The sequence below is a fragment of the Pontibacter sp. HSC-36F09 genome (genome assembly GCF_024171605.1).
In the GTDB taxonomy this organism is placed as follows: domain Bacteria; phylum Bacteroidota; class Bacteroidia; order Cytophagales; family Hymenobacteraceae; genus Pontibacter.
In genome coordinates, this window is sequence record NZ_JALKAA010000002.1 from 636,908 (window position 1) to 651,478 (window position 14,571).

The window sequence follows — 14,571 nt, forward strand, 5'->3', positions numbered from 1 at the left end:
TTGAAAGTCCGAGAGTTCAAAACTCTCAAACTCCTCAATTCTTAAACTTAGGTCAGCATGCCGCCGTCTACCTGTAGCACCTGGCCGGAGATGTAAGACGACTGGTCAGAGGCCAGGAAGGCAACGGCGTTGGCCACGTCTTCGGGCGTGCCGCCACGCTTCAGCGGAATGGCCTTTCTCCACTCGTCAACCACTTTCTGGTCAAGCTCGCCTGTCATTTCAGTTTCGATGAAGCCCGGGGCCACCGCGTTGCAACGGATGTTGCGTGAGCCCAGTTCCAAAGCCACAGACTTCGTGAAGCCGATGATGCCTGCCTTAGAAGCGGAGTAGTTGGCTTGTCCGGCGTTGCCCTTTATACCTACCACCGAAGTGATGTTGATGATCGAGCCGTTTTTGGCGCGCATCATGTGCTTAGTGGCACCTTTCGTTAAAGCAAACACAGATTTCAGGTTGGTATTGATCACCGCATCCCACTGCTCTTCGGTCATGCGCATCAGCAGACCGTCACGCGTGATGCCGGCGTTGTTCACCAGGATGTCGATCTTGCCAAACTCCGCTACTACATCCTCGATCAGCTTCTCAGCCTGCGCCATGTCAGAGGCGTCGGAGCGAAAACCTTTGGCTTTGCCGCCGTTGGCAGTCAGTTCCTGCTCCAGGGCTTGGCCTTTTTCAACGCTTGAGAGGTAGGTGAATGCTACCTGGGCGCCCATCTCTACCAACTTCTCGGCGATGGCGCGGCCTATACCTTTTGATGCCCCGGTTACGAGGGCTACTTTTCCTTCTAGTGCTTTCATAGGGGCCAAAGTTATAAAAGATTTTTTTATTCAGAAGGGCCGCCGCATTCTCCAGTTTTAGATGGCTACAATTTTCTGATTTTTAGTTGGTTAAGGTGATGTGAACGAGCAAAAGTGCAATCGGGGTAATGCGTGTTAAGCCACTTTGATGATATAGTTTAATTCTGAATATAGGCTGCAACATATTTATAATCTGAATATTGTGTTCTAAAATATTTTTATTTCTATCGGTTAAACCATATTTTCGTGCCATTCTTCCAACCAAAGGTACCTTGTAATGTTCAAACGTAGTGTCGGACTAGCCATCCTGATCGCGGTGTCGATGTTCGTGTTTATCACGGCAGCGCAAACAATCAGCTTCGAAAAATTCCATTTCTCAGAAGATAAAATAGTAACTGAACCGGAGCCCGAACCAGCCGTTGTGGTCAAAAAACCTGCCCCGATCATCTTCGGCATCCCCACCGACACACTCGAAATAGTAGAAGGCACCGTGGAAAGAGGGGAGAACCTCTCGCAGATCCTTGCCAGCTTCAACATCTCGCCGGTCACCATCGACCAACTGGCCCGCAAATCAAAAAAGATATTCGATGTGCGCCGCATCAACGCCAGGCGCAACTACATTATTCTGCATGCCCAGGACTCTGCACAAACGGCCCGCTACTTTATCTATGAACCAAACGAGGTGGAATATGTGATCTATGACCTGAACGGGGAACTGGACGTCCGCCTTGAGAAGCGCGAAGTGGAAGTGGTGGAGCGTGCCATAGCCGGTTTTATTGAAAGCTCCCTGTTCGAATCTATTCTGGCTGCCGGTGGCTCGCCGCAGTTGGTCAACCACTTTGCCGATATCTACGCCTGGCGCCTCAACCTGAGCCGTCTGCAGCCCGGCGACCATTTCAAGTTGATCTATGATGAAAGGCAGGTGAACGGTAATGTGATCGGTTTCGGGAAGATCAAGGCTGCTTATTTTGAGCACGAAGGCAAACCACTGTATGCCATTGCGTTTGACCAGGAAGGCAAGAAAGCCGGCTACTACGACCAGGACGGAAAAAGCCTGAAAAAAGCCTTCTTGAGAGAGCCATTGGAGTACAGTCGCATTAGCTCCCGCTTTACTAAGAATCGTTTCCATCCAGTGCAGAAGCGCTACAAGCCACACCTGGGCACCGACTTTGCCGCTCCGCGTGGCACACCGATCCGGACGGTGGGAGATGGCGTGGTACTGGAAGCGTCCTATACCCGGGGCAATGGCTACTATGTAAAGATCAAGCACAACAAGACCTATACCACCCAGTACCTGCATATGTCCAAATTTGCCAAAGGCATCAGACGTGGCTCCCGCGTTAGCCAGGGCCAGACCATCGGCTACGTAGGCAGCACCGGCCTGGCGACAGGCCCGCACCTGTGCTACCGCTTCTGGAAAAACGGCCGACAAGTGGACGCCCTGAAAGTGAAGCTGCCGTCCGCCCACCCGATCGAAAAGAAGTACAGAGAGGCTTTTGAAGAGTTGAAGTCTGAACTGGAGGGCAAACTAATGGCGATTGAGCCCAAAGGCTTGCAGCAGGAACTGCTGGCTACGGAGCAACAGAAGAATTTTAATGAAGAAGAGGTATAACGTTTATTATAAGTGAAACAAAAAAGGGGCGCTGCAAAGCGTCCCTTTTTTGTTTTGTGCCGATGAGGGTTCGTGGCTATACCTGTACTTGGATTCCTTTTGTCATATCGAAAGAATTGAGAGATCTGGAGCACTTAAAATCTGGACAATAATTCAGATTTCTCCTGAAACGAGGGCCCCTACCCCCAAGTCGAAATGACATTAAAAGCTTTAGATAACTATAATGGACAACGCCTTCTGCTCCTCTCCTAAAAAGACACTTTACTTAGTCGGATTTGTGGCAGCGGTAGAATTCTGATTGCAAAACTGTTTCAGATACTGAGCAGCTTCTTTTAAACCGAGTTTTTCAGCTTTTACCCAGTCTTCGCAGGCACCGCTTATGTCCCCGCTGGTATACCTGGGCGCTCCCCGGTTATAGTAGGCCTCGGCGTAGTTGGGCTGCAGCGTGATGGCGCGGCCGTAGTCGATGATGGCGCTGCGGTAGTCTTTAAGGGCGAAGCGCACCAGGCCACGGTTGTTGTATGTGCGAGCCTGCAGCTGATCGATCGAAACGGCTGTGTTGAAATCAATGAGTGCACCCTTGTAGTCCTGTAGGTTATACTTCGAAAGGCCACGGCTTACCCACGCTTCCACGTGTTTAGGATCCAGTGCCAGGGCTTTGTCAAAGTCAGCAATGGCACCGCGGTAGTCAAGTATGCGGTCGCGGGCGATGCCGCGGTTCGTCATCGTGACGATGTGCTCGGGCTCCTGCTTCAGCACTTCGCTGTACTCCTTTATGGCCTCGGTATATTTGCCAGACTTAAATTTCTGGTTGCCAGCATTGAAATGCTGCAGCGCCGTTTTCTTGGGGGCAGGCTGCGTTGCGGCCTTCTGTGAAAAAGCCGGTAGCGCAAGAAGTACAGGTATGATCAGAAGTAAAATTGTTTTCATGCAGTAGGGGTTACCTCATGTTATAGCGCGCAAAATACAATAGTTCAGTGCAATACCGAACAGCGATGCTGTTTTTTGTAGCAATTCTTGGTAATACCTGCGTGCTGCCTTTTTATAGTGCTATGTTTAACTCAGATCACACTGTTGCAGAACTGGTTTTGTGATGTTGGGATTATCGTTTAATTTTGCTCAGCATTTAAAAAAGAGAAACTATGGCATCAAAATACGATTTGGTAGTGTTGGGTAGCGGCCCGGGCGGTTATGTAGCGGCTATCCGCGCGTCGCAACTGGGTTTGAAAGTAGGTGTGATCGAGCGTGAGTCGCTGGGCGGCATCTGTTTGAACTGGGGCTGTATCCCAACCAAAGCATTGCTTAAGAGCGCAAACGTTTTCGAATACATCAACCATGCGGCTGACTACGGCATTACGATCGGAGAAGCCTCTGTAGACTTCAACGCGGTGATCAAGCGTAGCCGCGGTGTGGCCGACGGCATGAGCAAAGGCATTCAGTTCCTGTTCCGCAAAAACAAGATCGACGCCATCATGGGTACCGGCAAAGTAGTAGCCAAAGGCAAAATTGAGGTGACCGATGCAGACGGTAAAAAAGACACCGTAGAGGCAGACCACATCATCCTGGCAACAGGTGCCCGTTCCCGCGAGCTGCCTAACCTACCAATCGACGGCAAAAAGATCATCGGCTACCGTCAGGCCATGAATCTTGACAAAATGCCAGAGAGCATGGTCGTAGTAGGTTCCGGCGCCATTGGCGTGGAGTTCGCTTACTTCTACAACGCCATGGGCACGAAAGTGACCATCGTGGAGTACCTGCCGAACATTGTGCCGGTAGAGGACGAAGAAGTATCGCGTCAGCTGTCGAAGTCTTTCCGCAAATCAGGCATCAACATCATGACCGATTCCTCAGTGGAGTCAGTAGATACCAGCGGCGACCTTTGCAAAGTGAAAGTGAAAACGGCGAAAGGTGAAGAAACACTGGAAGCGGAAGTAGTGCTTTCGGCGGTAGGTATACAGACCAACCTCGAGAACATCGGTATCGAGGAGCTGGGTATAAAAGTAGACAAAGGCCGCGTGATCGTGGACGAGTACTACAAAACCAACGTGGACGGTATCTATGCGATCGGTGACATCGTGCCAGGCCCAGCGCTGGCGCACGTAGCATCTGCCGAGGGTATCATCTGCGTGGAGGCCATCACTGGTCACGATCCGGAGCCGTTGAACTATGGTAACATCCCGGGATGTACGTACTGCTCTCCTGAGATCGCTTCGGTTGGTCTGACAGAGAAAGCTGCTCGCGAGCAAGGTTTGGAGATCAAAGTAGGCAAGTTCCCATTCTCAGCTTCCGGCAAGGCAAGCGCCGCCGGTGCCAAAGACGGTTTCGTAAAATTGATCTTCGATGCGAAATATGGTGAGTTCCTGGGCGCGCACATGATCGGCGCCAACGTAACGGAGATGATTGCCGAGATAGTGGTTGCCCGCAAACTGGAAACTACTGGTCACGAGATCATTAAGTCGGTGCACCCGCACCCAACCATGAGCGAAGCCATCATGGAAGCCGCCGCAGCTGCTTACGACGAAGTGATTCACCTATAATTTTTTAGGTATAGCTTAAAAAAGCCTGACCGGATTTATCTGGTCAGGCCTTTTTTTGTACTTGCTGGTCTAGCCTAGCATTTTTTTTGGCTCTATATTTGAAGTGCAGGAGCTACTATTTATGTGATTTTGACTATATTGCGAACATTGTCAGGTGTGTAAAAACCTGTCGTATCGCTCGTAATCAGGAATTGAACGCTGAAGCAAGTTGCAAAAGAGTCATGGGGTGACGCAATAGTTCTGAACTTAATTAAGCCGAATTCTCTTTTATATTGAAACTTAGTACATCCTCAGTTCACTCTTTGTGCCTTTTTGCCCCTACGTGTGAGTTCTGATTTTTCACACAACACCCTAAAAACTATGAAGCTGCAAAGCAAAGTCAAGTTTGTCAACAAGGACAAAAGCCTGTTCTTTCCGACACTCCGCAAGCGTGTAGACGCTTATTTCGCTGAGAATAATATCCCCAAAACTGCCAACACCGCCATGATTGTAAAGAGCGTGGTGCTGTTGCTCACATACTTTCTGCCTTTTGTGGCCCTGCTTGTTTTTACACCCGGACTGGGCGTTAGCCTGCTGCTATGGTTCCTGATGGGATTGGGCGTGGCAGGGATAGGGATGAGCGTGATGCACGACGCCAACCACGGCGCCTTTTCCAAGAGCAAGCGTGTCAACGACCTGATGGGCCATACCTTAAATTTAGTGGGTGGCTCCGCTTTTAACTGGAAACTGCAACACAACATCCTGCACCATACCTACACCAACGTGGTAGACCTGGACGAGGATATTCAGGACAGACTAGTGCTGCGCTTCAATCCCCACAGCAAAGTGAAGTTCTTTCATAAGCTGCAGTGGGTGTACGCGTTTGTATTCTATGGTTTGCTCACACTCTATTGGGTGGTGGCCAAGGACTTTGTGCAGTATGCGCTTTTCAAAAAGAACGGTGTCAACAACAACACGGCAGCTGAGAACAGGAACTGGTTCATGAAACTGGTTGCCATGAAAGCGCTGTACTTCTTTACCATGTTTGGGGTGCCGACCCTTTTCTTCGGAATTCCTTTTCTGCAAGTATTACTAGGCTTTCTGTTGATGCACTTTGTGGCCGGTATTATCCTGACGGTCGTATTCCAGTTGGCGCATACCGTAGAGGGAACCACGCACCCGAGGCCGGACGAGACCGGTGTGATTGAGAATGACTGGGCGATACACCAGATGAACACCACCGTTAACTTTTCGCGCCACAACAAAATTCTGTCGTGGTACGTGGGAGGATTGAACTTCCAAGTGGAACATCACCTTTTTCCGCGTGTATGCCATGTGCATTACCCGGCCATCGCAGGTATTGTGAAAGAAACGGCCGAAGAATTTGGCGTTCCCTATCTCGAGAATGAGACTTTTGGGCAGGCCGTGCGCTCCCACATTGCCACGCTGCATCGCTTTGGCCGACTGCCAAATATGAACGAGGCCATCGGCTAACAAAATCAAATTACCCGCACCTGCTTATACTCCCACATTTCTACTCTATATTTGTAGCCGCTTTTGCATATCTGACTGGCAAAATTGATTTGGTCAGCGCTTGCATACAGCAGAAAATCACAAGTTAGAGCGGCAAAGACAAACACATAACCGACTGATTCGTAGGATATACCTCCCTCGGGTGAGTTTTGAATAAAGATTATCAAGTAGATTAAATGAAGCTTAAAGGCAAAGTAAAATTCGTTAACAAAGAAAAAAGTCTGTTTTTCCCGACGCTCCGCAAACGTGTGGATGCCTATTTTTCTGAAAATAACCTGCCCAAATCCGGCAGTTCCAGCCTGCTGGTAAAGAGCATTGTGCTGTTGCTGATGTATGTGGTGCCATTTGCGGTTCTGCTTGCCCTCACACCAGGTATAGGCATTAGTCTGCTGCTGTGGTTTGTGATGGGCCTGGGCGTGGCCGGCGTGGCCATGAGTGTGATGCACGATGCCAACCACGGCGCTTTCTCCAAAAACAAGACAGTGAACTACCTGATGGCGCACTCGGTGAACCTGCTGGGGGCCTCCGCTTTTAACTGGAAACTGCAGCACAACATCCTGCACCATACCTACACCAACGTAGTGGATATGGACGAGGACATCGACGACATGGTCGTACTACGTTTTTCCCCGCACACCGACGTGAAGTTGATCCACAGGCTGCAGTGGGCGTACGCTCTGTTTTTCTATGGACTACTTACCCTGTACTGGGTCATTTTGAAAGATTTTGTGCAGTTCTTCAAGTATATCAAGAGCGGGGTAAACGCAAATTCCAAATCAGAAAACACAGTGGCCTTTCTGAAGATCGTTGCATTTAAAGTGCTGTACTTCTTCTCTATTCTCGTTGCCCCTACTCTGATTTTTGGTATACCTTTCTGGGAAGTGCTGGCCGGCTTTGTGCTGATGCATTTTGTAGCAGGCATTATCCTGTCGACGGTGTTTCAGCTGGCGCACACGGTGGAGGGCACCAGCCATCCGCTGCCAAGTGAGAGTGGCGTAATCGAGAATGACTGGGCTATCCATCAGTTGAGCACGACCGCCAATTTCGCGCGTAAGAGCAAGTGGCTGTCGTGGTATGTGGGCGGACTGAACTTCCAGATTGAGCACCATTTGTTCCCGCGCATCAGCCACGTGCACTACCCGGCCATTGCGGAAATCGTGAAGCAAACCGCTGCCGAATTTAACCTCACCTACATCGAGAGCAAAACCTTCATGCAGGCCGTGCACTCACATTTGAGCACCCTGCACCGGTTCGGGCGACTGCGTCTGCCGAACCTGAACGAGGTGATGGCGTAGTTTTTTTGACAAAAGACTATTTGATAAAGGACAAAAGACCTTTAGAATACAGCAAATCAAGAACGGCGGGAATACACTCCCGCCGTTTTTTTGTTGCACACAGGTATAGCGCCTTGCCGGGCTACCCTATACCTTTGCACCAGCGTTGGCCGCACAACCTGGCTAACCACGTATACCTGAAGCTATTATGACATTCAAAGACCTATCCCTGATTTCGCCCATCCTGCAGGCGCTGGAAGAGGCGGGCTATATCCTGCCCACGCCCATCCAGTTGCAAGCTATACCTGAAGTGCTGCAGGGCCGCGATTTGCTGGCGACGGCCCAGACGGGTACAGGCAAAACGGCGGCCTTCGCTATACCTATATTGCAGCTGCTACACGGGCAGGCTATACCTGTGCCGCGCATCATCCGGGCACTTGTGCTCACGCCCACGCGCGAGTTGGCCAGTCAGGTAGGCGATAGTTTCGCAGCCTACAGCAGGTATACCGACCTGAAACAGTTGGTGGTATATGGCGGCGTGCCGTACAAAGTGCAGACCGAAGCGTTGCAGGCAGGTATAGACATTCTCGTAGCCACACCCGGCCGTTTGCTGGACCTGCTCGACCAGGGTTTTGTGGACTTGGAGCACGTGCAGCTGCTGGTTCTCGACGAGGCCGATCGTATGCTCGATATGGGCTTTCTACAGGACATCCGTCGGGTGCTGCATGCCATACCTGAAAAACGACAGACTCTGTTCTTTTCGGCTACCATGGCCCCCGAGGTAAGCAAGCTGGCTAAGAAGATATTGACAGAACCTGTGACGGTAGAAGTGACGCCTATCTCATCGACGGCAGTTACCATCCGGCAGGAACTGTATTATGTGAAGAAAGCGAACAAAATGCCTTTGCTGCTGCACCTGTTGCAGCATACAGGTATAGACCGCACGCTGGTATTTATACGCACCAAAGAAGGAGCTGACAAACTGGCCAAAGAACTCAGCTCCGTAGGTATAGCCGCCGAGGCCATCCACGCCGACCGCGCCCAGCGTGACCGGGAGCGAGTGCTGGAGAGCTTCAAAAACAGCGAAACACGTGTGCTGGTGGCGACTGATGTAGCCGCCCGGGGAATTGATGTAGAGGAGCTATCGCATGTGATTAACTACGAACTGCCTTTTGAGCCGGAGACGTATGTGCACCGCATCGGCCGCACGGGCAGGGCGGGGGCTGCAGGTATAGCGATTACCTTCTGCGGCGCCAGCGAAACCCCATTACTCATCGCCCTTCAAAACCTGACCGGCAAAGCTATACCTGTAGTAGACCAGCATCCTTTTCCGCTCACCACGCAGGATTTTATGGATGCAGCCGCTGGTTCTAAAAACGACAAGCGCAAAGGCTCAGGCAGGGGAGGGAAAGGCAAGCGGGGGAGACGATAGCATAGGAGTACCTGGTGCACGTAGCTCCCGCAATTGTCTGTCATCTAGCCTAATTTTACCCAAATAAAACAGGCCGCCGGTTTCCCGATGGCCTGTTTTGTTATCAACGACAGGTATAGCCTATCGCTCGTCTTGTGGCTGCTGGTAATTCTCCCGCTCTCGCTGGCGTTCCCGCTTCTTCTTGTCTTTCTTGCGGCCGATGGCTCCACCACCGACTGCACCTGCCGCGCCACCAATCACCGCACCGGAGGTACCCCCCACGGCAGCACCTGTGGCTGCACCCGCTGCACCGCCTATCACGGCGCCTTTCTTTTTACTGCTCCAACCGTCTGTGCCAGCACAACCACCTAGTAGAAATACTGACATTATTGCAAAGGTTAATATTCTTATATTTTTCATAGTTCATTGGTTTTCAAGTGAATGTTATACGAATTGTGCGTATGTGTTGTTTTCGGTCCCTTTCGAAATAGTGCAATTTTAACCTGAAGTGCAGGCCTGATTTGGGAAGGGGTATGAAATAATTATTGGCCGGAAATAGAAATTTAAGCCCTCACGCAGCAAAAAAACAATCGCGCCGTAGTATATTGGCTTAAGCAATTTCTATTACAGACACTACATGACCGACATTGCCATATCCCCCTGCCTGCTTGCAGACCTGACCGATCTGCGGAACATAGCCATAGAGGCTTACAACGACCATTATACGTACCTCTGGCACGATGGCGGAGCCTGGTACCTCGACCGGTGTTTCTCGGAGGAGGCGCTGCGCCATGACCTGGCTAATCCTAACTCGTCTTATTTCATGATCCAGTACCAGGATGCGCCTGTGGGTTTTATGAAGTTCAATAAAGACAAGGCGTTGGAGGGCTATACAGATGCTGAGTGCCTTGAATTGGAGCGGCTATACCTGGTTGACCTCGCTTCAGGTATAGGCATCGGTAAATGGGCCGTGGATTTTACAGTGCAGTATGCCCTTGAAAGCGGCAAGCGAGTTGTCTGGCTCAGAGCCATGGATAGCAGCCGTTCCGTGGACTTTTATGAGCAGAATGGCTTTGTGCGGTGGGGAACCGACGAGCTCGACTTCGAGCAGATGAAGGAGATATACCGCGGCATGGTGATCATGAAAAGAGACATTGCCTGATGCGCTGAAACGATTCTCTTTATACCTTTGAATCCGACAAAACTGCACCGCATGAAGCTCCGCCTCATATTTGCCCTATACCTATGCACGCTCGTGGCCTGCAGCCAACAAGAGGAAGAACAGTATGAGCGGCTTGAACAGGAAAACGTAAGCTCAGATGTAAACACATGGGTAAAGGCCGACCTGCAGTGCGAGGAAATCCAGAATGCCGATGATGACAATCCGTTAGCTGTGGTATACCTGAGTCAAATGGAGATGCAGTATGTGATCGATACGGTGTATACCTGCTCCGTCATCGCGCCGCAGATGTTCACTTCCTTTGGGGTACCACGCCAGGCGCTCTCGGCCTGCGGTGGCTGGTGGGCCGGACAAGGCAACTTTTACTATACCCTGCACGAAGGCGATAGCATCGCTGTGATGCATGCCAGGCCTGTTAAAAGCGACTCCGTAGACTTTCAGTATACCTTACTGCAGCGGGTGCCAGTCTCGCACAGCACCACCGACCTGCCCGAAGAAAGCTACATGCCTTAGGCTGCTTCTTTAATGACGTTTTGCTTCGTTCTACTCACCAGGTATACCCCTGCAAAAATCAGGAGCGCATAGATCGCCTTTTGCAGCGTGAACACATCTTTGCCTACCCCAATTGCAATCAGGATAGCCATCACGGGCTGCAGGTATATGTAAGCACCAACCAACGAGGGATTGGCGTAACGTAGCGCCCAGGTGTTGAGCAGGTAGGCCACGATAGTGACCGCAAAGACCATGAACAGAATAGCCAGCCAGATCGACACTGGAAACGCGTTGTATTCAGGCGCCATGAGCTGTTGCCAGCCAAACGGAATCACCAGCACGGCTCCTACCGTAAAGATGCGGCTCACAATGGTAATGGCCTGGTACTTCTGCATCAGCGGCTTTACCAGCACCAGGTACAGGCCAAAAGACGTGGCGTTCAGGATGATGAGAAGGTCACCCCACAGGTTGCCAGTAGCCTGTCCACCCTGCGAGGTATAAATGAGCAGAAAAGCACCCACACAGGCCATGGCTATACCTGACACCTTCCGCTTGCCGATGCGCTCCCGCAGCAGCAGGGCCGAAAAAACCAGCACCACCACCGGCACAATCACCATGAGGAGCGCCGCATTGATCGGAGCAGTCAGGTTCAAGCCGCCAAAAAAGCACAGCTGGTTGACGGCCACACCGGTCACCCCACACAGAATTACCCGGATGTTGTCAGCACGACCCACAATCTTCTCCTTCACCACGAGGCGGGCAAAAATGCCAAAGAAAAGTGCCGCCGACACCACCCGGATCAGGATTAATCCGAATGGGCCAACATACTCAGGCATCACCTCTTTGGCGATGCTGTAATTACTACCATAGATAAGTGCCACCAGAAAAAGTGAGGCGTGCACCTGTACCTGTTTATTCATGCCGCAAAATTACGTGCTTAATCGGTTTGTACCGTATAAGGAGGCAACTAAAACCCATACGCTCAAGCTACACTACTACATGAATCAAATACCTCTAACGGTGAGAAGAGCCATCGAAATAACAGGACTGTTTTTTCTGGGCTGGATAATAGTATTGGGAAAGGGATTGCTGGCACCCCTGCTCATGGCATTCTTCATCAGCATCATGCTGCTGCCGGTATACCGTTTTTTCAGGAACAGTAAGATGCCGGAGGCGGTAGCCATTGGCCTGAGCTTGTTGGCGATGATTGTGGTGCTGGGCGGCATTGTATGGTTTTTCTCCTCCCAGATCAGCGTGCTGATACGTGATTTCCCGACCATCCAGAAAAACGTGATGAACCACCTGAACGCGCTGAGCACATGGGTTGGGAGCAATACACCCTTTTCTTCTCAGGAACAGATCAATTTCGTTAAAGAGCAGAGTAACAACCTACTGACCTATGCCGGTACCCTGCTGGGCGGTGTGGCTGGGGGCGTTACGGGTATTCTGATCTTCCTGGGCCTGTTGCCCATTTACATCTTCCTGCTGCTCTTTTACCGGAACCTCCTGCTGCGCTTTGTGTTCCTGTGGTTCCCCCGCGATAACCACGAGAAAGTGGAGGAGATACTGCGCGAGATGCAGGTGATCATCAAGAGCTACCTGTTCGGCCTGCTCATACAGGTAACCTACATGACGGTGCTGCTCGGCGGCCTTCTGATGATCATCGGTATTAAGCACGCGCTGCTTATCGGAATTATCTTCGCTTTTCTCAACCTGATACCCTATGTGGGCGCGCTGCTGGGCAACATCATCGGGGTGCTGCTCACGCTGGCCTCGTCACCTGATATCTGGCCGATCTTTGTGGTGTTGGGTACCATTGCCGGTGTGCAGTTCCTGGATAACAACATCCTGATGCCCCGCATCGTGGGTTCCAAGGTCAAGATCAATGCCCTCGCCACCATCGTGGGTGTGGTAGTGGGCGGCGAGATAGCAGGTATAGCAGGCATGTTCCTGTCGCTCCCGATTATTGCGGTGCTGAAAGTGGTGTTTGACAGAACAGATCAGTTCAAGCAGTGGGGTGTGCTGTTTGGTGACGAGCGTCCTTCCCGCAGCCCCATGGAAGTTCCGGTGCTGCGCTGGAACACGAAAGCCATCAGGCAAAAACTCGAGAAGGAAAACGAGATAGAGCCGCCGCATGAAGGAGAAAAAGAGGAGGAGACGAAGAGGTAGGAGATACACTAATTCAGTCCGTCAGCTTTGCCCTCAAATTCGTAACTTTGTTTAGAACGAATTTCGAAGAGAGAAAAAGAGCAGATGAATCACCCGAACGTACCTTTGGCCGAGCGCTTGCGGCCACACAACCTGGACCAGTATTACGGACAAAAGCACCTGGTAGGGCCGGATGGCATCCTGCGCCGCTACATCGAAGGCGGGGTTATACCTAGCATGATTTTGTGGGGACCTCCGGGCGTGGGTAAAACTACGCTGGCTAACATCATCGCCAACCAAATGAAAGTGCCTTTTGTGGCGCTGAGTGCCATTAATGCGGGCGTGAAGGATATCCGGGAAGTGATTGAGCAGGCCAAAAAGCGGCAGGGCACGGTGCTGTTCATCGACGAGATTCACCGCTTCAACAAGTCGCAGCAGGACGCATTGCTGGGCGCTGTGGAAAAAGGCACCGTGACTTTAGTGGGCGCTACGACCGAGAATCCTTCCTTTGAGGTGATATCGGCCTTGTTGTCGCGCTGCCAGGTATACATTCTCAAACACCTCACCAAAGACGAACTCATCGAACTGGTTGACAAAGCGCTGGAGCAGGACGAGTGGATGCGCCACCGCAAGGTGCGGATAGAAGAATACGAAGCGCTGCTGACCATTTCGGGTGGCGATGCCCGCAAGCTGCTGAACCTGCTCGAGATCGTTGCTGAAGGTATAAAATCCGACGAAGTGGTGGTGACCAACGAACTGGTGAAGCAGGTGGCCCAGCAGAACATCGTGATGTACGACAAGTCGGGTGAGATGCATTATGATCTGGTTTCGGCTTTCATCAAGTCCATCCGCGGCTCCGACCCTAATGCGGCTGTTTACTGGCTGGCCCGCATGATCGAGGGCGGCGAAGATCCAAAATTCATTGCCCGTCGATTGCTCATCGCCTCTTCCGAAGACATCGGACTGGCCAACTCCAACGCGCTGCTCATGGCAACTTCCTGCTTTCAGGCAGTGCAGATGATCGGCTATCCGGAGGCGGAAATCATTCTTTCGCAGTGCACGGTATACCTGGCGACTTCACCGAAGAGCAATGCCAGCTACAAAGCCATCAAACAGGCCCGCCAACTGGTGCAGCAAACCGGCAACCTACCTGTTCCGCTGCACATCCGCAACGCCCCGACTAAACTGATGAAAGAGATCGGGTACGGCAACAACTACAAGTATGCCCACGACTACGAAGGCAATTTTGTGCAGCAGGAGTTCATGCCGCAGGAACTCACCAACACCGCCCTTTACCAGCCCGGCAACAACGCCCGCGAACGCGACCTGCTCAAGCAACTGCAGGCACAGTGGGCCAAGAAGTACCGGTATTAGAGTTTGGGAGTTGAGGAGTTTAAGATTCGACAAATGAACAGAACTGTTTTCGTGATTTTATTGGTGCTGCAAATTGTCTGCTTTCTGGTTTGGCGGCATTTGGGGTATAGATATGGAGGAGCGTATCTTTTCCTTTCGGGAATAGTGATGCTCTATTTCCGCAGACGCTACCTGGATATGAAACCCTACTGGGGCGGAGAATTTTCAGACGTTCCCAAGTATTTCACCGGAAAGTAT

13 protein-coding genes are annotated in these 14,571 nt (G+C 51.3%); 9 read left to right on the forward strand and 4 right to left on the reverse strand.

What is annotated here, in order from left to right:
• Positions 1 to 47: 47 nt before the first annotated feature.
• Entirely contained in the window at positions 48 to 794 is a 747-nt protein-coding gene (gene fabG / locus L1278_RS08755; RefSeq protein WP_253402942.1) for a 3-oxoacyl-[acyl-carrier-protein] reductase, read from the reverse strand.
• 277 nt (positions 795 to 1,071) lie between these two features.
• Between fabG and L1278_RS08760 the strand changes: the two genes are divergently transcribed.
• Positions 1,072 to 2,406 carry a peptidoglycan DD-metalloendopeptidase family protein gene (locus L1278_RS08760; RefSeq protein WP_253402944.1) on the forward strand — a complete coding sequence of 445 codons (1,335 nt, stop codon included), beginning with the start codon at positions 1,072 to 1,074 and terminating at the stop codon, positions 2,404 to 2,406.
• Positions 2,407 to 2,667: 261 nt separating this feature from the next.
• Here L1278_RS08760 and L1278_RS08765 read toward each other — a convergent pair whose 3' ends face one another.
• A complete protein-coding gene (locus L1278_RS08765) occupies positions 2,668 to 3,336 on the reverse strand; it encodes a tetratricopeptide repeat protein (protein WP_253402946.1) in 669 nt (222 codons plus the stop codon).
• A gap of 212 nt (positions 3,337 to 3,548) precedes the next feature.
• Between L1278_RS08765 and lpdA the strand changes: the two genes are divergently transcribed.
• From lpdA to L1278_RS08785, 4 genes are all read left to right on the forward strand, one after another.
• Positions 3,549 to 4,943, forward strand: coding sequence for a dihydrolipoyl dehydrogenase (gene lpdA, locus L1278_RS08770; RefSeq protein ID WP_253402948.1), 1,395 nt, complete (start codon positions 3,549 to 3,551; stop codon positions 4,941 to 4,943).
• A 360-nt stretch (positions 4,944 to 5,303) separates the two neighbouring features.
• On the forward strand, positions 5,304 to 6,416 hold the full coding sequence (locus L1278_RS08775) for an acyl-CoA desaturase (protein ID WP_253402950.1): 1,113 nt from the start codon (positions 5,304 to 5,306) through the stop codon (positions 6,414 to 6,416).
• A gap of 215 nt (positions 6,417 to 6,631) precedes the next feature.
• Entirely contained in the window at positions 6,632 to 7,750 is a 1,119-nt protein-coding gene (locus L1278_RS08780; RefSeq protein WP_253402952.1) for an acyl-CoA desaturase, read from the forward strand.
• 187 nt (positions 7,751 to 7,937) lie between these two features.
• Positions 7,938 to 9,161: a DEAD/DEAH box helicase gene (locus L1278_RS08785; protein WP_253402954.1), complete on the forward strand. Its 1,224-nt coding sequence runs from the start codon at positions 7,938 to 7,940 to the stop codon at positions 9,159 to 9,161.
• Between the two features lie 120 nt (positions 9,162 to 9,281).
• Here the strand turns inward: L1278_RS08785 and L1278_RS08790 are convergent, their stop codons facing one another.
• A complete protein-coding gene (locus L1278_RS08790) occupies positions 9,282 to 9,527 on the reverse strand; it encodes a glycine zipper domain-containing protein (protein ID WP_253402956.1) in 246 nt (81 codons plus the stop codon).
• A 250-nt stretch (positions 9,528 to 9,777) separates the two neighbouring features.
• Between L1278_RS08790 and L1278_RS08795 the strand changes: the two genes are divergently transcribed.
• Both L1278_RS08795 and L1278_RS08800 read left to right on the forward strand, forming a co-directional pair.
• Positions 9,778 to 10,302 (forward strand): GNAT family N-acetyltransferase, encoded by a 525-nt coding sequence (locus tag L1278_RS08795; RefSeq protein WP_253402958.1) that lies wholly within the window; start codon positions 9,778 to 9,780, stop codon positions 10,300 to 10,302.
• Between the two features lie 27 nt (positions 10,303 to 10,329).
• Positions 10,330 to 10,833, forward strand: coding sequence for a hypothetical protein (locus L1278_RS08800; protein WP_253402960.1), 504 nt, complete (start codon positions 10,330 to 10,332; stop codon positions 10,831 to 10,833).
• Here the strand turns inward: L1278_RS08800 and L1278_RS08805 are convergent.
• Positions 10,830 to 11,732 carry a DMT family transporter gene (locus L1278_RS08805; RefSeq protein WP_253402962.1) on the reverse strand — a complete coding sequence of 301 codons (903 nt, stop codon included), beginning with the start codon at positions 11,730 to 11,732 and terminating at the stop codon, positions 10,830 to 10,832. The two genes, L1278_RS08800 and L1278_RS08805, sit on opposite strands and share 4 nt — an antisense overlap.
• Before the next feature lie 79 nt (positions 11,733 to 11,811).
• Here L1278_RS08805 and L1278_RS08810 point away from each other — a divergent pair, with 79 nt between their 5' ends.
• Positions 11,812 to 12,981 (forward strand): AI-2E family transporter, encoded by a 1,170-nt coding sequence (locus L1278_RS08810; protein ID WP_253402964.1) that lies wholly within the window; start codon positions 11,812 to 11,814, stop codon positions 12,979 to 12,981.
• A gap of 84 nt (positions 12,982 to 13,065) precedes the next feature.
• Positions 13,066 to 14,334, forward strand: coding sequence for a replication-associated recombination protein A (locus tag L1278_RS08815; protein WP_253402966.1), 1,269 nt, complete (start codon positions 13,066 to 13,068; stop codon positions 14,332 to 14,334).
• The last annotated feature ends 237 nt before the right edge of the window (positions 14,335 to 14,571 follow it).